The sequence below is a fragment of the Mycobacterium sp. MFM001 genome, from assembly GCF_003402475.1.
Taxonomy (GTDB): Bacteria; Actinomycetota; Actinomycetes; order Mycobacteriales; family Mycobacteriaceae; genus Mycobacterium.
Genome location: NZ_BFAB01000004.1, coordinates 114,521 through 139,156 on the forward strand (window position 1 = coordinate 114,521; position 24,636 = coordinate 139,156).

The following is a 24,636-nucleotide window of genomic DNA, read 5'->3' on the forward strand; positions in this document are numbered from 1 at the left end:
TCTACCGGGTAGAGCTGTTCCGGGCCCGTCGCAGGTTGGCAACGCCGACCACGGCCAGCACGCCGGCCGCCGTGGCCAGCAGCAGGGTCAGCAGCAGCAGCGGCGGGTCATAGACCACCGACGTGGTGACCGGCTGACCGTCGAGCACCGGCGCGACCGACACGGTGGAGCGCACCTGCGACCACGCCGTCACGCAACCGAAAACCGCGGCGCAGGCCAGCACGAGTTCGACGACGGCGCGGCTACCGGCGCTCACCGGCGCGACCGTCCTCGTCGTCGTCGACCCCGACCCGCTCCTCGACCAGCGGGGTCAGCGCCGCCCGCAGCGACTTGTGCCGCCGCGCCCAGGCCTGCGCGGTGCGGCCGTGGGTGAGCCGCAGCCCGATGCCCACCCGGCCCTTCGGAACGCCGACGAGCTCGCCGAGCGCGCGCGACGACTGCCAGCGCGCCGCTTCCTGTTCGGTGGCCTGCGGATGCCCGGCCTCCGGGAAGACCCGCACGATCTCGGCCACCTTGATGGTCTCGGTGCCCTGGCGCAGCGTCTGCGGGGTCAGCTCGACCGAGGTGTGGATGCGTGCGGCCTTCACCTGCAACGCCACGAACCCGGACACCAGCACCAGAAAGACGCCCGGGACCAGCGGCTGCCAGCCGTAGCCGCTGGAATGTTCGATCAGCAGCATGGCCCCCGCCGCGAGCGGGCCGGTCAGCACCCAGTACCAGCTGGCCCCGGGCTCGCGGAACAACGGAGTTTGCTTGGTGTCGGTGTCTGTGGTCACTGAAGGCTCACCTGGTGAAGTAGGCGTGGGCGTCGCTGCGGTGCAGCAAGAACATACCCCCGGCGATCAGCACGCAGCCGACGATCCCGGTGACTGCGCAGATCACCGCGGCCAGCGGCGGCCAGTCCACGCTGAACAACCGGGTGCCGACGTACACGACCGCGGCGATGCCGCCGCCGGTCAACACCGTGCGGGCCCAGCGATAGCCGGCGCGCATCAGGAATAAGAACGTCACCACGATTGCGCACACCACCGCCGCGAACAGCCCCGATGCGGCGTAGACGATCGGCGAGCCGTGACCGTGCCGAGAGGCGACCAGGTCCACCACGTAGCCGATCACCATCAGCGGCAACGCCGCCAGCCACAGCCAGAACCCGGTGTCGACGTCGACGGGCCGGGTGGGCGGCTCCTGGGCCTGCGGCGGGCCGGGCGGTCCCGGCGGCGAACCCGGCCAGCTCGGCGGTCCACTCACGACAGCCAGCCGGCCGCCTCGGCGGCCCAGTAGCTCAGCACGATGTCCGCGCCCGCCCGCCGAATGCCGGTCAGCGACTCCAGCACCGCCGCGCGGCGGTCGATCCACCCGTTGTCCGCGGCGGCCGAGATCATCGCGTACTCCCCCGACACCTGGTAGGCCGCGACCGGGACCGGCGACAGGTCCGCGGCGGCCGCCACGATGTCGAGGTAGGCAAGAGCGGGTTTGACCATCACGATGTCGGCGCCCTCGTCGAGATCGAGCTGCACCTCGCGCAGCGCCTCGCGGGCGTTGCCCGGCTCCTGCTGATAGGTGCGACGGTCACCGGACAGGCTCGAGCTCACCGCCTCGCGGAACGGCCCGTAGAAGGCCGACGCGAACTTGGCGGCATACGCCAGGATCACCACGTCGGTGTGACCGGCGGCGTCCAGGCCGTCGCGGATGGCGGCGACCTGGCCGTCCATCATTCCGCTCGGCCCTACCACTTGGGCTCCCGAATCTGCTTGCGCCACAGCCAGTTCCACATAGCGAGCCAGTGTAGCGTCGTTGTCGACCCGGCCGCGTTCGTCGAGCACCCCGCAGTGGCCGTGGTCGGTGAACTCGTCGAGGCAGGTGTCGGCCATCAGCACGGTGGCCTCACCGAGATCCTTGGCCAAATCCCGCAGCGCGACGTTGAGGACGCCGTCGGGATCGGAACCGACCGATCCGGCAGCGTCCTTGTCCTCGTCGCGGGGCACGCCGAACAGCATCAGCCCGCCCACGCCGGCTTCCACCGCTTCGGCGGCGGCTGCGCGCAGCGAGTCGCGGGTGTGCTGCACCACACCGGGCATCGACGCGATCGGTCGCGGCTCGGAGATGCCGTCGGCAACGAACATCGGCAACACCAAATGCCGTGGCTCCAGCGAGGTTTGCGCCACCAGCCGGCGCATCGCCGGGGTCGACCTAAGCCGACGCGGACGCTGCCGGGGGTAGGCCATCTAGCGCCTGCGGCTCTTCTTACGTGGCGGCGGCAGCGCACCCTCGGCGCGCAGCCGGGCGGCATGCTCGGCCAGCGCCTCGATCAGCGGGCCCACCGCGGCGGTCTCCGGCTGCACGTCGACCCGCAAACCGAATTCCGCTGCGGTCTCAGCGGTTTTGGGACCGATGCAGGCGACGATGGTGCGGGCATGCGGCTTGCCGGCGATGCCGACCAGGTTGCGCACGGTCGAGCTCGACGTGAAGCACACCGCGTCGAAACCACCGGTCTTGATCATCTCCCGGGTTTCCGCCGGCGGCGGGGCTGCCCGCACCGTCCGGTAAGCGGTGACATCCTCGATCTCCCAACCTCTTTCGCGCAGCCCCTCGGCCAGCGTCTCGGTGGCGATGTCGGCCCGCGGCAGCAGCACCCGGTTCACCGGGTCGAAAACGCTGTCGTAGGGCGGGAATTCGTCGAGCAGCCCCAGCGAGGACTGCTCACCCGACGGCACCAGCTCGGGGCTGATCCCGAACGCGCGAACCCGGTCGGCCGTCGCCTCGCCCACGCAGGCGATCTTCACGCCGGAGAAGGCGCGCGCGTCGAGGCCGAATTCGCCGAACTTCTCCCACACCGCGCGCACCGCGTTGGTGGAGGTGAACACCACCCACTGGTAGCGGCCGTCGACCAGACCCTTGACCGCGCGCTCCATCTGCGCGGGGCTGCGCGGCGGCTCGACGGCGATGGTCGGCACCTCGATCGGCAGCGCGCCGTGCGCGGTCAGCCGCTCGCTCATCTCGCCGGCCTGGTCCTTCGTCCGCGGCACCAGCACGGTCCAGCCGTACAGCGCGCGGCTCTCCCACCAGTTCAGCTTGGCCCGGTTGGCCACGGTCTTGCCGATCGTCACCACCACGGCGCCGGTCAGCGGGCCGGCGGGGTCGGTGCCGCCCAGCGGCGCGCCGTCGGTCAGCGTGCCCAGCGTCGACTCCACCGAACGCTGCGCGCAGGTGGTGCCCGAGCCCGTCACCACGCACGGCGTCGACTCGGTCAGCCCGTATTCGATCAGCGTGCGCGCCGCGTCGGCCACGTGAGATGCGGTGGCCTGCAGGATCAGCGGGCCCGGCGCCGCGGCCAGCGCCGCCCAGTCCACGTCACCGCGCACGTCGGCAACAGTGTGCGACGAGCCCAGCGGCAACCCGGCGTACGCCGGCACCGCGGAGCTGGCGGCCAGCCCCGGCACGATCTCGAAGTGCAGGTGGCTGCGCGCCACCGCGCTCACCTCGGTGATGACGGCATCCACCGACAGCGGGTCGCCGGCCACCAGCCGCACCACGTCGTGTCCCGAACGAGCTTCGGCGACAAGCGTTTTGGCCACCTCGGCCGGATCACCGAGAGCCGGCCGGATGTCGGGCCCGACGGACACCACCGCGGCGGCGGCCGGATCGTCGGCGGCGCCCTCCGGGGCGTCGGGGCCCGGCTCGGCGGGCGCCGGCCCGGACACCGGCGGCAGGTCCTTGCCGATCAGCGCCAGCACCGACTCCGGCACGTCAGGGTCGGTGAACACCAGGGCGGCATTGGCCAGCGCCGTCGCGGCCCGCGTCGTCAGCAGGCCCGGGTCCCCAGGACCAGAGCCCACGAACGTGATGCGGCCCGGCTTCGGCTTACGCCCTCGCGTCGTCATTTGTCATTCCTCCTCGCGCGGGTTTTCACCGCGCCCCCGACATGAGTTCCCGTGCGCCCAGCGCGAACAGCTCCTCGGCCACCGAGAGCCCCAGCTCCCGTGCCCGATCCGGACTGCCGACACCGGATGCGCGGATCACGTCGGATCCGTCCAGCGCCGCCACGCAGCTGCGCAGCGACAGCTCCTCGAAGACGCGGCCGTCCTCGTCGATGGACTCGACCACCTCGGCGATCGCGCCCACCGGCGCGGAGCAACCCGCCTCCAGTTCGGCGAGCAGGGCACGCTCGGCGGTGACGGCCGCGCGGGTGTCGGCGTCGTCGAGCTCCGCCAACAGTGCCGCCAGACCGGTGTCCCCGGCGCGGCACTCGACGGCCAGCGCCCCCTGAGCCGGTGCCGGCAACATCTGGACCGGCTCCAGCGTCTCGGTGACGGCGCCGAGTCGGCCCAGCCGGGCCAAACCCGCCCTGGCCACCACGATCGCGTCGAGATCACCGCTGCTTACCCTGTTCAACCTGGTATCTAGGTTGCCTCTTAGGGGGCGGATTTCCAAACCGAGACCCAGTGCTCTAAGCTGTGCGGCCCTTCGCGGCGACGAAGTGCCCACCACCGAGCCCGTCGGCAACTCCGCCAGCACCAGCCCGTCGCGGGCTACCACGGCGTCTCGCGGGTCTTCGCGGGGTGGTATCGCCGCCACGGTGAACCGCGGATCGTCGGCCGTCGGCAAATCTTTGTGGGAGTGCACCGCGGCGTCGACGCCGCCCTCCAGGATGGCCTCCCGCAGCGCGGCGGTGAACACCCCGACGCCGATGCTGGCGATCGAATCGGTCGAGCGATCGCCCTCGGTGCTGATCGTGACGAGCTCCGCGGGATGGCCATTGGCGGTCAGAGCATCGCGGACGCCACCGGCCTGGGTGGTGGCCAACAGGCTGCCCCGCGTGCCAATCCGGATCACGTCGGCCAAGCGGCTACTCACCCGAATCAGTTGTGACCGTAGGCAATTCGCCTGCGGTGGCCACGGCGTCGACAGCCGTCTGGTCGAGTTCGAACAGCTCGCGCAGCGCCTCGGCGTAGCTGTCGCCGCCGGGCGCGCTGGCCAGCTGCTTGATCCGCACGGTCGGCGCGTGCAGCAGCTTGTCCACCACGCGACGTACGGTGCGGGCCACCTCGTCGCGCTGGGCGGCCTCGAGGCCCGGCAGCCGGTTGTCCAGCCGCAGCAACTCCGCCTCGACGACGTCGGCGGCGCGCTGGCGCAGCGCGGTCACGGTCGGGGTCACCTCGGCCATCCGCTGGCCGGCCAGGTAGGTGGCGACCTCGGCGGCGACGATGTGCCGCGCGGCTTCGGCGTCGGCGGCCGCGGCCCGCGCCGACGGTTCCCGCTGGATGCGGTCCATGTCGACGACCCAGACGCCGGGCAGGCCGGCCACCGCAGGGTCGACGTCGCGCGGCATGCCCAGGTCGCAGATCACCAGCGGCTGGGTGGTCTCGTCGCGGCGGGCGGATGCCAGCGCGTGGTGCACGTCGGCCAGCGACACCACCGGACGCACCGCGCCCGTGCAGCTGACGACGACGTCGGCGTCGGCCAGCGCCGCCGGGAGCCGGTCCAGGGCCCAGGCTTCCGCTTGGGCGCCGGCTTCACGGATCTTGCGGGCCAGTCGCTGCGCGCGGGGCAGCGACCGGTTGACGACGTGGACGTGCTCGACGCCGGCGCGGGTCAGGTGCGCCGCGGCCAGCGCGCCCATCGTCCCGGCGCCGATCACCGCGGCGGTCTTGCCTTTCAGGCTGCCCAACTTGCCGTCGGCCATGCCGAGCGCCACCGACACCACGGACGCGCCAGCGGCGTCGATCGCGGTTTCGCTGTGCACCCGCTTGCCCACCGCCAGCGCGCGCTGAGCCAGCTCGTGCAGCACCCGCCCGACGGTGCGGTTGGCCTCGGCGGTCGCATACGCGCGGCGGACCTGGCCGAGCACCTGCTGTTCGCCGAGCACCGCCGAATCCAGGCCGCTGGCCACCGCGAACAGATGCTCGACGGCGGCCTCGCTGTAGCGGACGTAGGCGTATTTGGTCAGGTCGCCCAGTGACATCCCGGAATGCTCGGAGAGCACCTGCCCGATCACCGACAGGCCGCCGTGGAAGGCGTCGACCACCGCGTAGACCTCGACCCGGTTGCAGGTGGACAGCACCATGGCCTCGGTGACCAGTGGCGACTGCAACACCTGGTCGATGATTTTGATCTGGTCGGACTCGTCGGTCGCCAGCTGTTCCAGAATGGAAACCGGTGCGCTGCGGTGTGACACACCGAAGAGCAGGACGCTCACGGCTGAATCACCTGGCCTGCTCCCTTGCTATCACTGGAGAACTGCTCTCCACGGTAAACGTTCGGCTGGTGGGCTACCAAATTTCTGTCACCGCTGGTTCGATCGGCGACGACCCGCTGCGAGGTCGGCACGCAGCCGTTCCTCGTCGACCTCCCAGTAGCTGTGCTCGCGCCCGTCGAGCAGCACCACCGGCAGCCGGTCGCCGAATTCGGCCCGCAGCGCGGGATTCCCGGCGGCCGCGGCGGCGTCGACATCGGTGGCCGACAGGTCGAACCCCAATTCGCCGGCCAGGTCGGCCAACTGGCGGTAGGCGCTTTGACAGATGCTGCACCCGTCGCGGGTCAGCAGCTGCACGTGCGGGCGGTCCACGACCCCAGTGTGGCGCAGTTGCCGGATAGTGTTGTTGCGTGATGGCTTTTGCCGACTCGGGCCATGGACAGCCCGGTCGCTATGACCTCCAGGCGCTGGCGTCCAACGCCAGCGCCGAACGCGCGCTCGACGGCCTGCACGACGACACCGCGCCCGGCCCCGAGCAGCCGCCGGTCGACCTGACCGCGGCCGCGTTCTTCGACGTGGACAACACGCTGGTGCAAGGTTCGTCGCTGGTGCATTTCGGCCGTGGCCTGGCGGCCCGCAAATACTTCACCTACCGCGACGTGCTCGGATTCATTTACGCGCAGGCCAAGTTTCAGCTCATCGGCCGGGAGAACAGCAACGACGTCGCCGCGGGCCGGCGCAAGGCGCTGGCCTTCATCGAAGGCCGGTCGACCGACGAGCTGATCGCGCTCGGCGAGGAGATTTACGACGAGATCATCGCCGACAAGATCTGGACGGGCACCCGCGAGCTGGCCCAGATGCACCTCGACGCGGGCCAGCAGGTGTGGCTGGTCACCGCCACGCCCTACGAGCTCGCGGTGACGATCGCTCGTCGGCTCGGTCTGACCGGGGCGCTGGGCACGGTCGCCGAATCGGTGGACGGCGTGTTCACCGGCAGGCTGGTCGGCGACCTCCTGCACGGCACCGGCAAGGCCCACGCGGTGCGGTCGCTGGCGATCCGCGAGGGGCTGAACCTGCGGCGCTGCACCGCTTATTCGGACAGCTACAACGACGTGCCGATGCTGTCGCTGGTCGGCACCGCGGTCGCGATCAACCCCGACGCCCGGCTGCGCGCCCTGGCCCGCGAGCGGGGTTGGGAGATCCGCGACTTCCGGACCGCGCGCAAAGCCGCCCGCATCGGGGTGCCGTCCGCGCTGGCGCTGGGCGCGGCGGGCGGGGCCCTCGCGGCGGCCGTGTCGCGTCGCCACGAGCGCGGATAACGCGCGAGGGCAATTCCGCTGATAAGCTGCGCCGCTGAGCATCCTTCGCGGTGATCGCAAGCCGCGCGACAACCTGGAGTGGAGAGCAGCGCATGTCAGTGCCCGAAGGCGCCCAAGACCTCATCGGGACCCACTACCGGTTCCCCGACTACTTCGACGTCGGACGGGAAAAGATCCGCGAGTTCGCGCGATCGGTCAAGGACGACCACCCCCTCCACTTCGACGAGGCCGCCGCCGCCGAGGCCGGCTACCCGGCGCTGGTGGCGTCGCTGACGTTCCTGGCAGTCGCCGGGCGGCGGGTGCAGCTGGACGTCTTCACCAAGTTCGACATCCCGATCAACCTCGCGCGGGTGCTGCACCGCGACCAGAAGTTCATCTACCACCGGCCGATCCTGGCCGGCGACCGGCTCTTCTTCGACACCTACCTGGACTCGGTCATCGAGTCCCACAGCACCGTGATCGCCGAGATCCGCAGCGAGGTCACCGACGCCGACGGCAACCCCGTGATCACGAGCATCGTCACTATGCTCGGGGAGTCGACACATCCGGAGGCCGACGCGGAGGCGACGATCGCTGCTATTGCATCGATCCGAGGCGGAGGCCAAGTGGCTGCCGCTACGACTCAGGGGGCTACGACCAGTGACTAGCGACCTCACACCGCACTTCGAGGACGTCCAGTCGCACTACGACCTGTCCGACGACTTCTACCGGCTGTTCCTCGACCCGTCACAGACCTACAGCTGCGCGTACTTCGAGCGCGACGACATGACGCTCGAAGAGGCGCAACGCGCCAAGGTCGACCTGTCGCTGGGCAAGCTCGGCCTGCAGGCCGGTATGACGCTGCTCGACGTCGGCTGCGGCTGGGGCGCGACGTTGCGCCGCGCGATCGAGAAGTACGACGTGAACGTGATCGGCCTGACGCTGTCCAAAAACCAGGCCACACACGTGCAGAAGTCCTTCGACGCGATGGACAGCCCGCGCTCCAAACAGGTGCGGCTGCAGGGCTGGGAGCAGTTCGACGAGCCGGTGGACCGGATCGTGTCGATCGGCGCGTTCGAGCACTTCGGCCGGGACCGCTACGACGACTTCTTCAAGATGGCCTATCACGTCCTGCCGGCCGGCGGGGTGATGATGCTGCACACCATCATCAAGCCCAGCGACGAGGAATTCGCCGACCGCGGACTGCCGCTCACGATGACCAAGCTGCGGTTCATCAAGTTCATCATGGACGAGATCTTCCCGGGCGGGGATCTGCCGAAGGCGGCCGAGGTCGAGGAGCACGCCGCCAAGGCCGGCTTCACGCTCACCAAGAAACAGCCGCTGCGGTTGCACTACGCCCGCACGCTGGACATCTGGGCCGCGAACCTGCAAGCCCGCAAGGACGAGGCCATCGCGATCCAGTCGCAAGAGGTCTACGACCGCTACATGAAGTACCTGACCGGTTGCGCGGACCTGTTCCGCGAGGGCTACACCGACGTATGCCAGTTCACGCTGGTCAAGCCGTAGCCCGGCGAACAGACGCAGAAACTCAGCCGAAGAACATGTTGCGTCGGCCGGCCAACAGCCGATACAGCGTCTGCTGGATGGTCTCGCGGACCTGGTCGGTCAGCTCGAAGGTGACCATCGGGTCGTCGGCGTCGGCAACGTCGTAGTCGGTGGTGGAGATCGGCTCGCCAAACGCGATGTGCCACTTCGACGGCAGCGGCACCATGCCCGCCGGCCCGGCCAACGGGAACAGCGGGGTGATCGGGAAGTACGGCAGGCCGAGCAGCCGCGCGAGCAACTTGACGTCGGCCACCATCGGATAGATCTCCTCGGAGCCGACGATCGAGCACGGCACGATGGGCGCCTTGGTGCGCAGCGCCGCCGACACGAACCCGCCGCGGCCGAACCGCTGCAGCTTGTAGCGGTCCTTGAATTTCTTGCCCAGGCCCTTGTAGCCCTCCGGGAACACCGCGGTGAGCTCGCCGGAGGCCAGCAGCCGGTGGGCGTCGGTGGTGCAGGCCATGGTGTGGCCGGCCTTGCGCGCGGCTTCGCCGATCACCGGCAGGTCGAACACCATGTCGGCGGCCAGCAGTCGCAAGTCGCGATGCGCGGGGTGCTCGTCGTGCACGGCCACCGAGGCCATCAACCCGTCGAACGGCAGCACCCCGGCGTGGTTGGCCACGACCAACGCGGCACCGTCCTCCGGCAGATTCTCGATACCGCTGACGTCGACCCGGAACCACGACCTGAAGAAGAACCTCAGCAAAGGCCGCACGATGGCGTCGTTGAAGTGTGGGTCGAACCCGAACTCGTCGACGCTGTAGTCGCCGGTGATCCGCTGACGCAGAAATGCGGCGACGGCGCCGACGCGCTGCGCGAGGTCGCTGCCGGCAGCTTCGGTTTCCGGTTTGGCGCCGGCGACGCGACGATGCTGGTCGATCTCACGGACAACGGCGGCGATCTGCTCGGCCGACGCACGCCCGCCGGGATCCGACAACAGCGAAGGATGCCGGCGCGACGCCTGCGTCCGTTGGCCCGCCCGCCGCTGCGCGGCTGCACGACTCGGATTCGTGTGCAGCGGAATGACTTTCGCCTTCGGCTCACCCGCCACGATATTTACTTCCCCCAAACCGATGGAATTGGGTTCCAGTTGCCAAAGCGCTGCGCTGCTGCCACGGCCCGACCCTCCAAGGAGACTACCAACTCCGGTTTGATAATGGGAGTCAAACCTCGACCACGTACGTAGTCATCGAAGGCTTCGGCCGTCGTCCACTTGGGCTGGTAGCCGAGTTGGACACGCATCCGTGTTGTGTCCATTACCCGGCCGTAGCTGAGGAAGTCGAGTTGCTCGCGGTTGACTTCGGTATAGCGATTAGCGCGTCTCAGCGAATCGAGAATCCACAGCCCGAATCCGGGTACCGGCAGCGGAATTCGGCCCGCCCGCCGGATCGCCTGCGACAGCATGATGATCCCGTCGGCGCCGATGTTGAACGTGCCGGGCTTGCCGGCCATCGCGGCGCGCTCCAGCGCGCCGAGCGCGTCCTGCTCGTGCAGTAACTGCAGGCGGGCATCCCGTCCGACCACGGTAGGCACCAGCGGGCCGGCCAGATAACGCGACAGCGTGGTGTCCATCGCAGGCCCAATCATGTTGGCCAGCCGCAGAATCGTCACCGAGATGTCGGGCCGCCGGCGGCCCAGGCCGCGCACATAGCCCTCGATGTCGAGGCTGTCCTTGGGAAAACCCTCGCGGAAGGGCCGGCGGCTGCTGCTGTCCTCGGTGAACACCACCGGGTCGTGCGGGCTGGACCCGTAGACCTCCGACGTCGACTTCAGCACCACGCGGCGCACCGACGGCGCCTTCTGACAAGCCGCGAACAACTGCATCGCGCCCATCACGTTGATTTCCTTCAACGCCGCGCCGCCGCCCGATCGCGGCGCGAACGACGCTGCCGCCGCGTGCACCACCGTGTCGACGTCGCCGTTTCGAATCACCTTGGCGATAAAGGGGTTGCGGATGTCGGCGCGGACGAATTCGGCGCGGCCCATCCGCCGCAGCATGTCCTTGCTGGGCGCAATCGCGTCGACGGCGATGACCCGGTTGATCAACGGGTTCTGCGCCAGCCGGGCGGTCAGGTAGCCGCCCAGAAATCGGCACGCGCCAGTCACCAATACGACTTTGGGATAGTGCACGGTATCGCTGGCGCCGCCCGACGAATCCACTCCGACAGCCTAACGGCCCGACGCTACCGCGGCGTTACCTGACAGTGACCTTTCGCGGCCAGTCGAGATTTACTTTCCGAGTTTTCTGCGCTGCACCCGGGTGCGGCGAAGCAGCTTGCGGTGCTTCTTCTTCGACATCCTCTTGCGCCGCTTCTTGATTACTGAGCCCATAACCCCGCTATCCCTATGGCCGTGCAACAACCCGCACACTCTACCTGGGCGACCGCGCGCAACGGAAAAGCGCCGACCGTGCACCTAGGGAGACAGCGCGCCCGCGGCTGGAAGCGGTGACCGGCTAGCCGGCGTCGAAGTAGGAGCTCTCCAGCATGTCGTGCACGGCCTTGGCGTGCACCCGGAAGGATCGCCCGACGCGGACCGCGGGCAGTTCACCGTTGTGAACCAGCCGGTAGACCGTCATCTTGCTGACCCGCATCAACGCCGCCACTTCGGCCACAGTCAGAAATTGCGTCCTGGGCTGCTGGCCGTCGGGGGAACCGCTGTCCCGCGCCGATTTTCCGCCAGCTGAATCTCGTGCCGATGGCCCGTTCATAGACGTCATCGCAACCCAATCAGTCAGGCACGCGCAGTCCCAGCGGCTTCCCCTCCGCTGGCACCCACACGTGCATACACACAGGAGAATAGCGGTACTAGTGGGGTTACTGCGACGGGTGGGGGGAATTCAGGGAAAATTTATGAATTACTCTGATGTGATTCGTAGCTGCTCAGAGCGGGTTTTCGCGGCCCGGACCGCGTCGTCGACGGCGCTGCGCAAACCCCCTCGCTCGAGTTCCCGCAGCGCAGCAGCGGTAGTACCGCCGGGCGAGGTAACCGTGGCCCGCAGCCGCGCGGCCGTCGTGTCCACCCCGAGATCGGGTGCGACGTCACCGGCCGGCGCCCGGTCCTGCTCCATCCGCTCCAGCAGCATCGCCGCCGACCCGACCATCGTCTGGGCCACCAGCTCGGTGGCCACCTGGCGGCTCAACCCCACCCCGACACCGGCGTCGATCAGCGCCTCGACCATCAGGAAGAAATACGCCGGGCCGGAACCGGACACCGCAGTCACGGCGTCCATCTGCGTCTCGGGGACGGTGAGCACGGCGCCGACGCAGTCGAACAGCGCGGCGACCTCCTTGAGCTGTTCCTGGGTGACGAAGCGGCCCTTGGCCAGCGCGCTGACCCCGGCGCCGACCAGCGCTGGCGTGTTGGGCATCGCCCGCACCACCGGAGTGCCGGCCGGCAGTTTCGATTCCAGGTAGGCGGTGCTGACCCCGGCGGCGACGGTGATGAACACCTGCTCGGGGCTGTCGCCGTCGGCCTCGGCGGCCGCGTGCGCGATCTCGGTGATGGCCGCCTCGACGTCGGAGGGTTTCACCGCGAGGATGACGAACGTCGCGTTCTCCGCGGCGTCGGTCATCGACGTCACCAGCACCGAATAGGTGTCGGCAAGATAGCGGGCACGCTCCGGCAGCCGCTCGGCCACCACCAGGTCCTTGACCTGCCGCCCGGACCGCAGCAGGCCCGAGAGCAAGGCTTCACCCATGCTGCCGCCGCCGATGATCGCGATTCTGGCCATGTGGGCAAGCATGGCAGACCTTCTTATCAGCGAGGCACCATGGCCAGCTGGCGGCTCTGCACGACGATGCGGCCTTCGCAGTCGACGACGGTGTGGTCCTCGTCGAACCAGTCCTGCCCGATCTGCACGCAGGTGCACAGCACGCGCAACCATCCGTCGGCCGGCAGGCCCCGCAGGTAGGCGGTGAGCTGCACGGTGGGCGCCCAGCCGGTGCGCCCGACCGCGAAACTCACCGGCGCCGACACGTCGCCGCACATCAGCGCAAACAGCACGTCGGGCGCCACCCCCCGCGGCCGCACCCACATCTGGATTAGCGGCGGCCGCCCGTCGGTGGGCTCGAGCGTGGAGACCACCGGTCGCACGTCGCAGCCCTCGGCCAGGTGGACCAGCCCGGCCATCGGATGACCGGGACCGATCGGCGCGATATCGGGCGGCGGTTCCGGCGCCATCAGCTCGGTCACCGGGTTGGCCGAAAGCAGCGGCGGCACATGGTGTTCGGGTTCGCCGAGGGTGACGACGGCGTGCACGGCGGTGCGCTCGCCCTGGTTGAGTTCGACGTCGACCACGCTGATTCGCCTGCCGCGCTTGCGAATTAACGTGGTGAGTTGCATCGGGCCGGGGTCGGGCGCCCACAGGTAGCTGCCCGACACCGCCACCGGCTCGACGCCGTCACCGTGGGCGGTGCGGGCGGCGTTGGCGCACAACGCCAGCATCGCCCCGCCGTGCACCTTGGGCCCGATCGTCCAGTTCTTGTCGAGCTCGCCTTCGAAGACACCAGTGTCGGTCTGGCGCAGCGTCATGGCTTCGGTGAACAACGGAAGGCTCATCGCAGCAGGTGCTTTCGGGCGAATTGCAGCGACTCGGCCAGCATCGCCTCGCGCTCGTGGATGGAACGCGCGCGCGACGTCGACACCTCCAGCACGACGTGGCCGGCGAAGTCCCCGCTGGCCAGCATCTGGCACACGTCCACCACCGGTTGGGTGCCCCGACCGGGCACCAGATGCTCGTCGGCCGGCAGCCCGCTGCCGTCGCACAGATGCAGGTGCACCAGGCCTGAACCCATCCGCTGGGCCATGTCCAGCGCGTCGCTGCCCGCCGTCGCCGTGTGCGACAGGTCCAGCGTGTAGTGCGCGTGATTGCCGTCAACCGGATCGTAGGACGGCGAGAACGCGGAGATCGCCGGGCCCGGCCCGCCGCCTCGTCTGCGCATCCGTTCCATCGACTGCCGGAAGAATCGGTCCGCCCGGAACGGGAACATGTTCTCCACTGCCACCAGCACGTCGCTGGATTCCTCAAGGGCGGCAACCTGTTCGGCGAATCCCTCGGCGTAGCGCCGCTGCCAGCGGAACGGCGGATGCACGACGACGGTTTGGGCGCCGAGCTTTTCGGCTGCCCGCACGCTGCGTTCCAGCTTCGGTATCGGGTTGGACCCCCAAACCCGCTGCGAGATCAGCAGACACGGCGCGTGCACCGACAGCACCGGCATCCGGTAGCGCCGGGAAAGCTTCTCGACGGCGGCGATGTCTTGGCTGACCGACTCGCCCCACACCATCAGCTCGACGCCGTCGTAGCCGAGCTTGGCCGCGTACTCGAAGGCGGCCTCGGTCCTCATCGGGTAGACCGAGGCCGTCGACAGGCCGACCTTGATGGCTGGGCGCACTGAGCAGCTAGCCGGACTGCAGCAATGCCAAGGGCCCCAACGTGACCAGCGCCCCCACCGCGACCGCGATCAACGTGCTGCCGATGTCCTCTGTCTTGCGGACCACCCGAACCCCGACCACCAAGCCGAGGATGACCAGCACCGAGAGCACCAGCGCCACGATGTTGTTCCACCGCCACAGCTGGTCGAAGGCGATGAACAGCCCGGCGCCGAACGCGACCGCCAAAATCGACTGCAGCACAATCAAACCGCCGTGCACCAGGGTTTCGGTGCGGTCCGGCCACGCGTAGGCGTCTTCGGCATCGTCGGCGGCCAGATCGTCGGCGACCTCGTCGATGTCGGAGTCCACGTCCGAGTCGATGTCGGTGTAGTCGTCGGCCTCGTCGAGGTCGGGTTCGTCGATGTCCGGGTAGTCCTCGTCGGCCTCGACGTCGTCGGTGGCGGTCTTGCCACGCAGGAACCGGCCGAGGTAGGAGCGCACGTAGGCGGAGTCCTCGGTGGGCGGTTCGGCCTCGCGCACGTCGGTGTCCATCACGTCGACGGGCATGCCGGCGTAATCCTCCAGCGGATCGGGGTTCATCTCCTCGGCGCCGGCTTGCGCGGCGGGGCGGGCGGCACGCTCGTCGTCATCGACGCGGGAGTTGCGCGTCGGCAAGGGGTAGGGACTGCGCTCGGGGCGGGCTTCCTGCGGGGGCCGCTGCGGCGGGGATTCCGGCCAACGCGGCTCCGGCTCGGACCAGTACGGGGCTTCGTCGGCAGCGGGCTCGTCGACCCGGGTGGCGCCGTTGGGGCGGCGGGCGTGTGAGCGCGGGCCGGGACGCTCGGCCTCGTCGTGCTCGGCGTCCGCACCAACGACGGGGATCTCACCGGTCAGCTCGGCGACGGTCACCGCGTCGTCGTTGCCACGACGGCGGCGACGGCGTCCGGCCGGCGGCGGCGCGCCGATGGTGCCGTTCTTGGCGAGCAACTCGGCCACCGAGATCGGCCGGGTGCCCGGGCTGTCGTTCGGTCCAGTCATGGTGTGCTGCCTCTCGATCGGCTAACCGCAGTCCGATCAGCTTGCTGGCTTCCAGCATCGCCCACGGAAGTCTCGACGAGGGCGGTTCCGTCGGCTTCACTGTCAAGTTTGCGCAAGATGAGACCTTCCCGCAGCGCCCACGGGCAGATGTCCACCGTTTCTATCGACAGCGCTCGCATACTCGCCTCCGCCACCAGAGCTCCCGCCACGATTTGCGGCGCCCGCTCGGCACTCACTCCTTCCAGTTCGGCTCGGTCAGCCGTGGTCATCCTAGAGATGAAAGATATGAGTTGTCTGAGGCCGCTAGCGGTCAATGTCCGCTTCACCCGCGGGCCCGCCGCGGACGGCGCCGCGCCGGTCAGCCGGGCCAGCGAGCGGAACGTTTTCGACGTTGCTACGGCAAGGTCTGGGCTGCCGGCGTCTAGCAGCGTCACGCTGGCTTCGGCCAGCTCGGAGTCCAGCCAATCCCGCAGCATGCCGACCCGTCGCCGGCCGGGCGGATCGTCTTGCAACCATTCGCGGGTCAGCCGCCCGGCGCCGAGCGGCAGCGACATGGCGACCTCGGGTTCCTCGTCGACGCCGTTGGACAGCTCCAGGGAGCCGCCGCCGATGTCGAGGTTGATGATCCGCCCGGCGCTCCAGCCGTACCAGCGGCGCACCGCCAGGAAGGTCAGCCGCGACTCGTCGACCCCGCGCAGCACCTGCAGCTCCACCCCGGTCTCGGCCTTGACCCGGGCCAGCACGTCTTCGGAGTTCTCCGCGTCGCGGACCGCGGAGGTGGCGAACGCCATCAGCTCGGCGCAGCCGGAGCTCACCGCGATCTTGCTGAACTCGTCGATCGTCGAAATCAGCTTGTCGGCGCCTTTTCGGGTGATCTTGCCGGAGCTGTCGGTGGCTTCGGCGAGCCGCAGAGCGGACTTGGTCGAACTCATCGGCGTCGGATGCCCGCCGCGGCGCGCGTCCACCACGAGCAGATGGACTGTGTTGCTGCCCACGTCGAGCACACCCAATCTCACGGGGACAACCTACTGCGTGTGTTCTGCCGGCTTTCGACCGATGAGCGCTACGGTTGGAAAACGTGAGCCCCTCGCAACCAGACCACCCCGGCGAAGTCGAATTGGACTTTGCGCGTGAATGGGTCGAGTTCTACGACCCGGACAATCCCGAGCATCTGATCGCAGCGGACCTGACCTGGTTGCTGTCGCGCTGGACGTGCGTGTTCGGGACCCCTGCCTGTCAGGGCACGGTTGCAGGGCGCCCCGACGACGGATGTTGTTCGCACGGCGCGTTTTTGTCCGACGACGACGACCGAGCCCGGCTCGACGACGCCGTGGCACAGCTGAACGACGACGACTGGCAGTTCCGGGAGAAGGGCCTGGGCCCCAAGGGCTATCTGGAACGCGACGAGCACGACGGCGAGAAGGCCTGGCGCACCCGTAAACACAAGGGCGCCTGCATCTTCCTGAACCGGCCCGGGTTCAAGGCCGGCGCCGGCTGCGCACTGCACACCGCGGCGCTGCGGCTGGGTGTGCATCCGCTGACGATGAAGCCCGACGTCTGCTGGCAACTGCCGATCCGGCGCAGCCAGGAATGGGTGACCCGTCCCGACGGCAGCGAGATCCTCAAGACCTGGATCACCGAATACGACCGTCGCGGTTGGGGCGCCGGCGGCGCCGACCTGCACTGGTATTGCACCGGCGATCCGGCCGCACACGTCGGCGCAGAGCCGGTGTGGCAGAGCCTGGCCGCCGAACTGACCGAGCTGCTCGGCGAGAAGGCCTACGCCGAACTGGCCGCAATGTGCAAGCGGCGCAGCTCATTAGGGCTCATCGCGGTCCACCCGGCGACGCGACTCGCTGAATAGCTGCTTTGTGCAGTCTGGGCGCGTTGCGGGCAGTCTCGCGTGCCTAGCCGGGGTAAGTCTCCTTGTAGGACGCCACCATCCGTAGTGCGCTGGCCCGCAGGTAGGACTCGACGGTCTGGGCGGCCGTCCCGCCGTCGTGGGCGAGCACCGCGTCGGTGATCGCTCGCAGCTCGGTGACCACGGCGTCGGCGTCGTCGTAGGCGGCAGTGAGCTCGTGTTCACGGCCGCCGAAGGCCTGCTCGACCCAGCGGTACAGCAGCCCCAGCGCCCGGTTGCGGGTGGCGTGGATGAGCACGCTGAAGAACGCCAGGTCGCCCTCTTGGCGGGCCTCGGACGTCTCCGCCTCGCCTACCGCCGCGAGCGCCGCGCGCAGCGCCCGAGCGTCGTCGGGTGTGCCGCGTTCGGCGGCCAGCCGGCCGATGAACGCGCCGAACGACGCCCGCAGCTCCAGCAGCTCCACCAGGAAATCCGGCCCCAGCTTGCGGACCAGCGCCTCCACTACCGCGGGGTGGGTCAGGCCGCCGGGGTCGCGAACCACGTTGCCGCTGCCTTGCCGGGCCTCGATCAGCCCCATGTGCTGCAGCCGCGCCAGCCCCTGCCGCAGCGACGTGCGGTTGACGCCGAACTGCTCGGCGAGTTCCCGCTCGGGCGGCAGCGTCGACCCGGGCGGGAAGGCGCCGTCGAGGATGGCGTCGGCGATCGACGCGGCGATCTGTTCGTCGAGGCGCTGACGATCCGGCGGACGAAACGGGCTTGACTGGTTCATTGGTCCAACCAATATAGTAGACGCACCATGGACGCCGAACTCCGGTCCGCCGCCGTCCCGCGCTGGCGGGGCAAGCCCGGCCGCCTGGAAGTCTGGTACGCCACCCTCTCTGATCCGGTGACCCGCGCCGGGCTGTGGGTGCACTGCGAGACCGTGGCACCCATTTCCGGTGCCGCTTACGGGCACGGTTGGGCGACGTGGTTTCCGGCCGACGGGCCGCCACGCACCGAGCGCTTCGGGCCGGGCCCGGTCTCGCCGGCCGTCGATCCGGCGTGGTTCCGCGTCGCCGACGCACACGTCGGCTTTCAGGAACTGGCCGGGCGCGCCGGGTCGCTGGCCTGGGACCTGCACTGGAAAGACAGCAGCAGACCGCTGTGGACCTTCCCGCGGATGGCGTGGGAACGCGACCTGCTGCCCGGCGCGCAGGTGGTGCTCGCGCCCACCGCCGATTTCACCGGGTCGGTCACCGTCGGCGACGCGACGCACCGGCTCGACGGTTGGCGCGGGGCCGTCGCGCACATCTACGGCCGCGGCAACGCCAAGCGGTGGGGCTGGATTCACGCCGACCTCGGTGACGGCGACGTGCTCGAAGTGGTCACCGCGGTGTCGCACACACCGGGCCTGCACAGCCTGCCTCCGATCGCGTTCGTCCGGTTTCGCGTCGACGGAAAAGATTGGCCGCCAATGGGTTTGCCGTCGCTGTGGATGCGGACCACGCTGGGGCGATCGCAAGCGCGGCGAAGCCGGGCGCAGCGGGTCGCGCCACCAGCCCCCAGTGTCCGGCACTGGCAGCTGGAGGGCCGTATCGGCGGTCGTCCCGTGTTGATCCGCGTGGACCAGCCCGAGGACCGATGCGTGAGCTTGGGCTACACCGATCCCGACGGCGCCACCGCGGTGTGCACCAACACCGAACAGGCCGACGTCCACGTCGAGCTGGGCGAGCGGCGCTGGTCGGTGCTGGGTCATGCCGAGGTCGGTCTGCGCGGCGCGGCGGCTCCTCCTGTCAGAGAAGGGATTTCGTCATGAGTTTTCTGCTCGACCCGCCCATGCTGGTGGCTTCCGGTGTGGTGATCGAACGCGGACTACCGCCAGAGCAGCGCGACGCCGCCGAGGCCGCCACGCTGGGTGTGTTCTTCGGCGGCTCGTTCGGGCTCTACAACAACGTGCCGGGCCTCGGCGTGCTCTGGCGGCCGTTCCGGGCCCGTAATGGACGCGACTTCATGTGGAACAGCGGGGTTTTCGGAGTGAAGACCGATGAGCTCCGTTGGCCGATGCATGCGCTGGCAGCCGGAATTTTCGCGACGTATCCGTTCTTCCTCAAGCTGGGCCGTGGGCTCGGGCGGCGCTTCGGGTGACCGCCCCGTTCGGCCAGGCGTTGCTGCCCGAGGAGTGCGGCGGCCCGTCGGCTGCGCAGCTGGTCGAACGCGTCGACCGGTATCTCGCCCGGCTGCCCACGGCGTCGCGGCTGGCAGTGCGAGCCGGATTGTTAACCGTCGCGGCCGCTGGCTATCTGAGCACGGGCCGGTCGTTGTCGCGGTTGACCCCGCAGGCCCGCGCCGCAGTGCTGCGCCGCATTGCCGGGCTCAGCCCAGGCGTCGGTGCGGCCGTCGAGGGCTTGAAAGCAGTTGTGCTGCTTGCCAATGGCGCCGACACGTATGCCGCAGAGTTGCTCGACCGCGCACAGAAGCACGACGTTGCCCGCCCCGATGCGGCGCTGAACCTCACGTCGTCTGTCGACGTCGCCTCTGTACTGCGCGCCGATGCGGTGGTCGTCGGCTCCGGCGCAGGCGGAGCGATGGCGGCCCGCACGCTGGCCCGCGCCGGGATGGCGGTGGTCATCGTCGAGGAGGGGCGGCGCTGGACGGTCGACGAGTTCCGCAGCATGCATCCGATCGACCGCTACGCCGGGCTGTACCGCGGCGCAGGAGCCACCGTAGCGTTGGGACGCCCGGCGGTGGTGTTGCCGATCGGCCGTGCGGTCGGGGGCACCACCGTGGTCAACTCCGGCACTTGCTATCGCCCCCCGCTGCCGGTGCAGCAGCGCTGGCGCGACGAATTCGGTTGGGACTTGGCCGATCCGGATCGGCTGGCCCACTATCTCGACGACGTCGAGCAGACGCTGCAGGTGGCCCCGGTGCCGTTGGAGATCATGGGCCGCAACGGGCGGCTACTGCTCGACGGCGCCGCCGCGTTGGACTGGCAGGCGGCCCCGATCCCCCGCAACGCGCCGGGCTGCGACGCTTGCTGCCAGTGCGCGATCGGGTGCCCGCACAACGCCAAGTTCGGTGTGCATCTCAACGCGCTGCCGCAGGCGTGTGCGGCCGGCGCCCGAATCGTGTCGGACGCCCGAGTCGAGAGGGTCTTGCACTCGGGCGGTCGTGCTCGCGGAGTACGGGCGCGTCGACCCGACGGCACCGCGGTCGACGTGCTGGCCGACACCGTCGTGGTCGCGGCGGGCGCAACGGAAACGCCGGGGCTGTTGCGGCGCAGCGGGATTGGTGGGCATCCGCGGCTCGGCCGCAACCTGGCCCTGCATCCGGCGGTGATGCTGGCCGGCCGCTTCGACCACGACATCACCGCGTGGCGAGGAGTGCTGCAGAGCGCGGCGGTCGACGAGCTGCACGAGTCGCACGGTGTGCTGATCGAGGCGACCTCGACGCCGCCGGGAATGGGATCGATGGTGTTCCCCGGCTACGGCGGCGAGCTGCTCGACTGGCTCGACCGCGCCAGCCACATCGCGACCTTCGGCGCTATGGTGGCCGACCGGGGCGTCGGCCGGGTCTATTCGGTACGCGGGGAAACGCTGCTGCGCTACAGCATCACCCCTACCGACACGGGCAAGGTGATGACCGCCTTGCAGGCGATGGGCCGGCTACTGTTCGCCGCTGGTGCCGTCGAGGTGCTGACCGGGCTGCCCGCCGGCCCGACCGTAACGAGCATGCCAGAGCTGCAGAATGTGCTCTCCCGCACGAACCCGAAAAGCTTGCACCTGGCGGCTTTTCACCCGACCGGCACGGCGGCGGCCGGCGACGACGAGCTGCGCTGCCCGGTCGACCCGGGCGGCCGACTGCGCGGAATCGAGGGGGTGTGGGTGGCCGACGCGTCGATCCTGCCCAGCTGCCCTGAGGTCAATCCGCAGGTGTCGATCATGGCGCTGGCGTTGGCGGTGGCCGACGAGATCGTCGAAGAGACCGCCGCGGCATGAATTTACGAGAAGAACTCCTGCAGATGATCGCCGAGGACGATTCGGTTTGGGCGAGGCTTGCTGCCGATGGTTCGGTGTTCGACGGCTATCACCCGGCGATGGAGGAGGTCCATAACCGCAACGCCGATCGGCTCGAGCAATTGCTCGAAGGTGGTTGGCCCGCCGTTTCCCGCGTTGGCGAAGACGGCGCCGACGCGGCCTTCCGGATCGCGCAACATGCCATCAGCCGACCCGATTTCCAGCGGCGCTGCCGCGAATTGCTGCAGGCTGCGGTCATCGCCGGTGAAGCCGACCCCAAGCAGCTCGCGATGCTCACCGATCGGATCAGGTGTTTAGAGGGTCGTGGGCAGCTCTACGGAACCCAATTCGAGTGGGACGACGACGGATATCTGTCGCCACGACCCATCAGCGATCCCGCGGACGTCGACCTTCGGCGTGCGAGCGTCGGGCTCGGACCGTTGGCCGAAGCGATTGCGCACCAACGTCAGCGAGCCGTCACTTGCGGCGCACGACCGCCGGGAAATCCCGCCGAGCATCGCGCGAAATACGACAAGTGGCGCCGCCGCGTTGGCTGGGCATGAAACCTGCGGCAGTTCAGGTGACCGCTGCTACACGCCCCCGGCGTCTGGTTGGCCTTTGTTGCCTGGCAGTGTTGCCGTCCGCCAGCCGCTCGATGGCCCCGCGACTCAGCTTGGATTCGGCGGCAATCTTGTCTGGGTCGAAGCGAATCGGTTGCAGCGGCACACCGGTCACTCGCGCTTGCGCTTGCCGAAATTCGGGCAGCGGGCCGGGCAGCAGGTGCGCGCTGTTGAGCATCACCTTCAGCGCTTGCCGAACCGACCACACAGTCAGCGGGTCGGGTCGGGTGTGCATGTACAGGTTGCGCGCCCACCGTGGTTGCATGTCGCGAATGAACCAATTCAGGAACGCGTGGGGCGGCCACTGCCAGATCGGCATGGCGTGGCGGTTGTTCGGCCAAATCGCTTGTGACACCGCGGGTAACAGCGCAAGTTTCGGTACCCAGCTGTCGAGGACCTCGAGCACTTCGCCTTTGCTGGCGGGCAGATCGGTGCCACCGAGCGCGTAGCCCACTCGGGTGAACTCGCGGTAGTAGCGGTCCAAGTCGGCGCCACGAAGCGGTGCGTAGTGGTAGCGCTCGTGGGCGGTGGCCAATCCCCACACCACGTTGGCGTAGTTCCACCGCAGCAGGTCGGGATCACGTGCGTCGTAGCGCATGCCGGTCAGGCCGCTCACCCCGTGCACGGTTCCATGCATGGCCCGCACGATCCGCGCGCATTTCTCCGCGGTTTCGGTAGGGCCGTAGGCAACGCCGAGAAAGAACGCCAGCGAGTGGCCGAACCGGACCGCAGCGCCTTCGGGGTCGATGGCCAATCTCGGATTGCCGTCGTCGTCACGCTTCAATGCACGCGAATGGTGGTAGCCACCCGAAATCGTTGACGGGTCAAGCTGTTCCATCGTCGCCGACGAGAACAGCCCCAGCGCCACCAGCGGCATGTGCGAGTGCACGTACCACACCGCGCTGTCCGGTCCGAACCAGCCCGGGTCGCCCTTCGGCTCCGCGAAATCCAGGCCCTGGAAGAAACGGCTCCGGACCGCCTGAGCGAACATCCTGTCGAAAATCACTGCCACGGGATTCTGCAGAATCGCCATGCTGACGGCCTTTCTACGAGGATGATTTCATCATGACGCAAGTAAAAACTCGCTTTCAATTCGCGTTCTGATGGCGCGCTCTACCAGCGGTCCGGTCGCTCCGCGGCGCGTCCCGCAGCAACAGCGCTCGCGTTTGATGGTGAAGCGGATCCTCGACGCGGCCAAAACGGTGCTGATCGAACGGGGCTATGACGACGCGACAACCAACCGCATCGCCGAAGCCGCCGGGATCAGCCCCGGATCGCTCTACCAGTACTTCCCGAACAAAGAGACGATCATTGCCGCCGTGATCGACCGGTACACCGACCACATCGCCGACCGGGTCACCGCACATCTCTCGGCGCACATCGGCGAACCCGAAGAGCCGCAACGCATTTACGCCACGTTGGACATTCTCCTCGAAGCGATGGAAGAAGAGCCCGGGCTGCTACGGGCCCTGATCGAGCAGACGCCGCGGCTGGGCCTGGGCAACAAAATCACGGCCTTCGAGGACCGCGTCGGCGAGTTGGCGGCGGCGCACCTGCGCCTACGCTCCCTGCCGGTCCGTCATGCGCAGACCACGATTTGGCTGCTGGTGCGCACCGTCGAACACCTCACCACCCGCTACCTCCTCGACCGGCCGCCGATTGAGCGCGACGAATTCCTCAATGAGCTCACCGCGCTCGTTATCGGCTATTTCCGGATCCACAGCGAAAGCCCGGGTGAGGGCCCGACATAAGCCTCCGAACGCTGACGCGGTACGCGGATTCACCCGGCGACGCCCGCGATGCTTCGTTCCGAATTACGGGATTTGGCAACCAGATTGAGCAGATGGGCGGTGACCGCCTCGCGGCGCTCATACGGCAGGAAGTGGCCGGCGCCGCGGAAGACGACAAGTTGGCTGCCTGGCAACTGCTCCGCGATCCGGTGGGCATGGGCAGGCGAGGTCAACGGGTCCCGAGTACCGGCCATGACGACGGCGTGGGCATGCCGGAATGCCGGCAAGGCGTCGTAGCGGTGGTGCCGCAGGATCGATCGGCCCAGCGCCGCAACAGCACGCGGATCGCTTTGTGCCGCCTGCAATACGGTCCGATTCATATCGTGGCGTCGCGGCTGCTTGCCGTACGCCGCGCGACCACCTTGCCGAACGAGCAACAGCGGCCTGCTGGGTAGCTTGATCCGGGCCGCCGGCACGAGTACCGCTCTCATCGCGGGCTCGGTGCCCGGAACCCGCCTGATCGTGCCCAGCAGATTCCCGGCGCTGGTCGCCACGAACGCCACCCCGGCGACGCGTTCGGCGACAATGGCGGGGTGCCGCTGCGCCAACGCCATCAGCGTCATTCCGCCTAGCGAATGACCACCCAAAACGATGGGCCCTGCCGGGACCGTCCGGGCCACCACAGCGGCCAGGTCGTCGGCGAGTTGCTCGATCGAAGCGGTCGGCACCGACGCCGAATTGCCATGGCCCCGATGGTCGTAGGCGATGACACGCACCGACGGCTCCGCCCTGGCGATCGAGGTGGCGACGTCCTCCCAGAGCCGACCGGACAGGGTCCAGCCATGGGTCAGCACGACTGTGATATCAGGCTCGGTCGCGCCCCATTCCCTGACGTTGAGCCAGGCATCAGGAAGCGTCAGGCCGTACTGTCGGCACAGCACCTCCGATCGGTCGCTGGTCATCGT

29 protein-coding genes are annotated in these 24,636 nt (G+C 68.9%); 9 read left to right on the forward strand and 20 right to left on the reverse strand.

Features of this window, described 5'->3' with window-relative positions:
• Window position 1 precedes the first annotated feature (1 nt).
• The 8 genes from MFM001_RS08635 to MFM001_RS08670 form a co-directional block, all read right to left on the reverse strand.
• Window positions 2–256, reverse strand: coding sequence for a hypothetical protein (locus tag MFM001_RS08635; RefSeq protein WP_116374854.1), 255 nt, complete (start codon window positions 254–256; stop codon window positions 2–4).
• Window positions 243–776, reverse strand: a complete 534-nt coding sequence (locus tag MFM001_RS08640; protein WP_116374855.1) for a DUF3093 domain-containing protein — start codon at window positions 774–776, stop codon at window positions 243–245. Before MFM001_RS08640 ends, MFM001_RS08635 begins: the two co-directional genes overlap by 14 nt.
• A 7-nt stretch (window positions 777–783) precedes the next feature.
• Entirely contained in the window at window positions 784–1,248 is a 465-nt protein-coding gene (locus MFM001_RS08645; protein ID WP_371685458.1) for a hypothetical protein, read from the reverse strand.
• On the reverse strand, window positions 1,245–2,225 hold the full coding sequence (hemB, locus tag MFM001_RS08650; RefSeq protein WP_116374856.1) for a porphobilinogen synthase: 981 nt from the start codon (window positions 2,223–2,225) through the stop codon (window positions 1,245–1,247). The genes MFM001_RS08645 and hemB overlap by 4 nt, the downstream gene beginning before the upstream one ends.
• Complete coding sequence (locus MFM001_RS08655) at window positions 2,226–3,881, reverse strand: bifunctional uroporphyrinogen-III C-methyltransferase/uroporphyrinogen-III synthase (RefSeq protein ID WP_116374857.1); 1,656 nt, start codon at window positions 3,879–3,881, stop codon at window positions 2,226–2,228.
• Between the two features lie 25 nt (window positions 3,882–3,906).
• Window positions 3,907–4,833 (reverse strand): hydroxymethylbilane synthase, encoded by a 927-nt coding sequence (gene hemC, locus MFM001_RS08660; RefSeq protein ID WP_116375075.1) that lies wholly within the window; start codon window positions 4,831–4,833, stop codon window positions 3,907–3,909.
• 13 nt (window positions 4,834–4,846) lie between these two features.
• Window positions 4,847–6,196 (reverse strand): glutamyl-tRNA reductase, encoded by a 1,350-nt coding sequence (locus MFM001_RS08665; protein WP_116374858.1) that lies wholly within the window; start codon window positions 6,194–6,196, stop codon window positions 4,847–4,849.
• 87 nt (window positions 6,197–6,283) lie between these two features.
• Window positions 6,284–6,565, reverse strand: coding sequence for a glutaredoxin family protein (locus MFM001_RS08670; protein ID WP_238159035.1), 282 nt, complete (start codon window positions 6,563–6,565; stop codon window positions 6,284–6,286).
• Between the two features lie 41 nt (window positions 6,566–6,606).
• On the opposite strand from MFM001_RS08670, the gene MFM001_RS08675 reads away from it, so the two are divergent.
• From MFM001_RS08675 to MFM001_RS08685, 3 genes are all read left to right on the forward strand, one after another.
• Complete coding sequence (locus MFM001_RS08675; protein WP_116374859.1) at window positions 6,607–7,512, forward strand: HAD family phosphatase; 906 nt, start codon at window positions 6,607–6,609, stop codon at window positions 7,510–7,512.
• A 92-nt stretch (window positions 7,513–7,604) separates the two neighbouring features.
• Window positions 7,605–8,159, forward strand: a complete 555-nt coding sequence (locus tag MFM001_RS08680; RefSeq protein WP_116374860.1) for a MaoC family dehydratase N-terminal domain-containing protein — start codon at window positions 7,605–7,607, stop codon at window positions 8,157–8,159.
• The gene (locus tag MFM001_RS08685; RefSeq protein WP_116374861.1) at window positions 8,152–9,018 is read left to right on the forward strand and encodes a cyclopropane mycolic acid synthase family methyltransferase; all 867 of its coding nucleotides are present in this window, start codon (window positions 8,152–8,154) and stop codon (window positions 9,016–9,018) included. Before MFM001_RS08680 ends, MFM001_RS08685 begins: the two co-directional genes overlap by 8 nt.
• A gap of 22 nt (window positions 9,019–9,040) precedes the next feature.
• Here the strand turns inward: MFM001_RS08685 and MFM001_RS08690 are convergent, their stop codons facing one another.
• The 9 genes from MFM001_RS08690 to MFM001_RS08730 form a co-directional block, all read right to left on the reverse strand.
• On the reverse strand, window positions 9,041–10,108 hold the full coding sequence (locus MFM001_RS08690; RefSeq protein ID WP_116374862.1) for a lysophospholipid acyltransferase family protein: 1,068 nt from the start codon (window positions 10,106–10,108) through the stop codon (window positions 9,041–9,043).
• A gap of 5 nt (window positions 10,109–10,113) precedes the next feature.
• Window positions 10,114–11,217, reverse strand: a complete 1,104-nt coding sequence (locus tag MFM001_RS08695) for an SDR family oxidoreductase (protein WP_116374863.1) — start codon at window positions 11,215–11,217, stop codon at window positions 10,114–10,116.
• A gap of 69 nt (window positions 11,218–11,286) precedes the next feature.
• Window positions 11,287–11,388 (reverse strand): 30S ribosomal protein bS22, encoded by a 102-nt coding sequence (locus MFM001_RS08700; RefSeq protein ID WP_003402602.1) that lies wholly within the window; start codon window positions 11,386–11,388, stop codon window positions 11,287–11,289.
• 124 nt (window positions 11,389–11,512) lie between these two features.
• Window positions 11,513–11,776 (reverse strand): helix-turn-helix domain-containing protein, encoded by a 264-nt coding sequence (locus MFM001_RS08705; protein WP_045383791.1) that lies wholly within the window; start codon window positions 11,774–11,776, stop codon window positions 11,513–11,515.
• A 138-nt stretch (window positions 11,777–11,914) separates the two neighbouring features.
• Entirely contained in the window at window positions 11,915–12,790 is an 876-nt protein-coding gene (gene proC / locus MFM001_RS08710) for a pyrroline-5-carboxylate reductase (RefSeq protein WP_192886894.1), read from the reverse strand.
• A 26-nt stretch (window positions 12,791–12,816) separates the two neighbouring features.
• Window positions 12,817–13,617 carry a thioesterase family protein gene (locus tag MFM001_RS08715; protein WP_116374865.1) on the reverse strand — a complete coding sequence of 267 codons (801 nt, stop codon included), beginning with the start codon at window positions 13,615–13,617 and terminating at the stop codon, window positions 12,817–12,819.
• Window positions 13,614–14,450 (reverse strand): sugar phosphate isomerase/epimerase, encoded by an 837-nt coding sequence (locus MFM001_RS08720; RefSeq protein WP_116374866.1) that lies wholly within the window; start codon window positions 14,448–14,450, stop codon window positions 13,614–13,616. The genes MFM001_RS08715 and MFM001_RS08720 overlap by 4 nt, the downstream gene beginning before the upstream one ends.
• A gap of 7 nt (window positions 14,451–14,457) precedes the next feature.
• Window positions 14,458–15,468, reverse strand: coding sequence for a hypothetical protein (locus tag MFM001_RS08725; protein WP_116374867.1), 1,011 nt, complete (start codon window positions 15,466–15,468; stop codon window positions 14,458–14,460).
• Window positions 15,465–16,484 (reverse strand): Ppx/GppA phosphatase family protein, encoded by a 1,020-nt coding sequence (locus MFM001_RS08730; RefSeq protein ID WP_116374868.1) that lies wholly within the window; start codon window positions 16,482–16,484, stop codon window positions 15,465–15,467. Before MFM001_RS08730 ends, MFM001_RS08725 begins: the two co-directional genes overlap by 4 nt.
• Window positions 16,485–16,537: 53 nt before the next feature.
• Here MFM001_RS08730 and MFM001_RS08735 point away from each other — a divergent pair, with 53 nt between their 5' ends.
• Entirely contained in the window at window positions 16,538–17,332 is a 795-nt protein-coding gene (locus tag MFM001_RS08735) for a hypothetical protein (protein WP_116374869.1), read from the forward strand.
• A 43-nt stretch (window positions 17,333–17,375) separates the two neighbouring features.
• On the opposite strand, the gene MFM001_RS08740 is transcribed toward MFM001_RS08735, so the two are convergent.
• Entirely contained in the window at window positions 17,376–18,098 is a 723-nt protein-coding gene (locus MFM001_RS08740; protein WP_192886895.1) for a FadR/GntR family transcriptional regulator, read from the reverse strand.
• A gap of 27 nt (window positions 18,099–18,125) precedes the next feature.
• Here MFM001_RS08740 and MFM001_RS08745 point away from each other — a divergent pair, with 27 nt between their 5' ends.
• The 4 genes from MFM001_RS08745 to MFM001_RS08760 are packed head-to-tail and all read left to right on the forward strand — an operon-like array spanning window position 18,126 to window position 21,884.
• Window positions 18,126–19,124, forward strand: coding sequence for a hypothetical protein (locus MFM001_RS08745; RefSeq protein WP_116374871.1), 999 nt, complete (start codon window positions 18,126–18,128; stop codon window positions 19,122–19,124).
• A complete protein-coding gene (locus MFM001_RS08750) occupies window positions 19,121–19,453 on the forward strand; it encodes a hypothetical protein (RefSeq protein WP_045383772.1) in 333 nt (110 codons plus the stop codon). Before MFM001_RS08745 ends, MFM001_RS08750 begins: the two co-directional genes overlap by 4 nt.
• Window positions 19,450–21,303, forward strand: a complete 1,854-nt coding sequence (locus tag MFM001_RS08755; protein ID WP_116374872.1) for a GMC family oxidoreductase — start codon at window positions 19,450–19,452, stop codon at window positions 21,301–21,303. Before MFM001_RS08750 ends, MFM001_RS08755 begins: the two co-directional genes overlap by 4 nt.
• A complete protein-coding gene (locus MFM001_RS08760) occupies window positions 21,300–21,884 on the forward strand; it encodes a DUF6624 domain-containing protein (RefSeq protein WP_116374873.1) in 585 nt (194 codons plus the stop codon). Before MFM001_RS08755 ends, MFM001_RS08760 begins: the two co-directional genes overlap by 4 nt.
• A gap of 13 nt (window positions 21,885–21,897) precedes the next feature.
• Here MFM001_RS08760 and MFM001_RS08765 read toward each other — a convergent pair whose 3' ends face one another.
• Complete coding sequence (locus MFM001_RS08765; RefSeq protein WP_116374874.1) at window positions 21,898–22,974, reverse strand: oxygenase MpaB family protein; 1,077 nt, start codon at window positions 22,972–22,974, stop codon at window positions 21,898–21,900.
• A 70-nt stretch (window positions 22,975–23,044) separates the two neighbouring features.
• Between MFM001_RS08765 and MFM001_RS08770 the strand changes: the two genes are divergently transcribed.
• On the forward strand, window positions 23,045–23,692 hold the full coding sequence (locus MFM001_RS08770; RefSeq protein WP_202864133.1) for a TetR/AcrR family transcriptional regulator: 648 nt from the start codon (window positions 23,045–23,047) through the stop codon (window positions 23,690–23,692).
• Between the two features lie 29 nt (window positions 23,693–23,721).
• On the opposite strand, the gene MFM001_RS08775 is transcribed toward MFM001_RS08770, so the two are convergent.
• Window positions 23,722–24,633, reverse strand: a complete 912-nt coding sequence (locus MFM001_RS08775; protein WP_160118002.1) for an alpha/beta fold hydrolase — start codon at window positions 24,631–24,633, stop codon at window positions 23,722–23,724.
• Window positions 24,634–24,636 lie beyond the last annotated feature (3 nt).

Bases quoted from the DNA above. Each gene is read 5' to 3' on its own strand.
- hemB (WP_116374856.1), bottom strand. From the start codon at position 2,225: ATGGCCTACCCCCGGCAGCGTCCGCGTCGGCTTAGGTCGACCCCGGCG.
- MFM001_RS08655 (WP_116374857.1), bottom strand. From the start codon at position 3,881: ATGACGACGCGAGGGCGTAAGCCGAAGCCGGGCCGCATCACGTTCGTG.
- MFM001_RS08675 (WP_116374859.1), top strand. From the start codon at position 6,607: ATGGCTTTTGCCGACTCGGGCCATGGACAGCCCGGTCGCTATGACCTC.
- MFM001_RS08680 (WP_116374860.1), top strand. From the start codon at position 7,605: ATGTCAGTGCCCGAAGGCGCCCAAGACCTCATCGGGACCCACTACCGG.
- MFM001_RS08700 (WP_003402602.1), bottom strand. From the start codon at position 11,388: ATGGGCTCAGTAATCAAGAAGCGGCGCAAGAGGATGTCGAAGAAGAAG.
- MFM001_RS08705 (WP_045383791.1), bottom strand. From the start codon at position 11,776: ATGACGTCTATGAACGGGCCATCGGCACGAGATTCAGCTGGCGGAAAA.
- proC (WP_192886894.1), bottom strand. From the start codon at position 12,790: ATGGCCAGAATCGCGATCATCGGCGGCGGCAGCATGGGTGAAGCCTTG.
- MFM001_RS08715 (WP_116374865.1), bottom strand. From the start codon at position 13,617: ATGAGCCTTCCGTTGTTCACCGAAGCCATGACGCTGCGCCAGACCGAC.
- MFM001_RS08725 (WP_116374867.1), bottom strand. From the start codon at position 15,468: ATGACTGGACCGAACGACAGCCCGGGCACCCGGCCGATCTCGGTGGCC.
- MFM001_RS08740 (WP_192886895.1), bottom strand. From the start codon at position 18,098: ATGAACCAGTCAAGCCCGTTTCGTCCGCCGGATCGTCAGCGCCTCGAC.
- MFM001_RS08745 (WP_116374871.1), top strand. From the start codon at position 18,126: ATGGACGCCGAACTCCGGTCCGCCGCCGTCCCGCGCTGGCGGGGCAAG.
- MFM001_RS08750 (WP_045383772.1), top strand. From the start codon at position 19,121: ATGAGTTTTCTGCTCGACCCGCCCATGCTGGTGGCTTCCGGTGTGGTG.
- MFM001_RS08760 (WP_116374873.1), top strand. From the start codon at position 21,300: ATGAATTTACGAGAAGAACTCCTGCAGATGATCGCCGAGGACGATTCG.
- MFM001_RS08765 (WP_116374874.1), bottom strand. From the start codon at position 22,974: ATGGCGATTCTGCAGAATCCCGTGGCAGTGATTTTCGACAGGATGTTC.
- MFM001_RS08770 (WP_202864133.1), top strand. From the start codon at position 23,045: ATGGCGCGCTCTACCAGCGGTCCGGTCGCTCCGCGGCGCGTCCCGCAG.
- MFM001_RS08775 (WP_160118002.1), bottom strand. From the start codon at position 24,633: ATGACCAGCGACCGATCGGAGGTGCTGTGCCGACAGTACGGCCTGACG.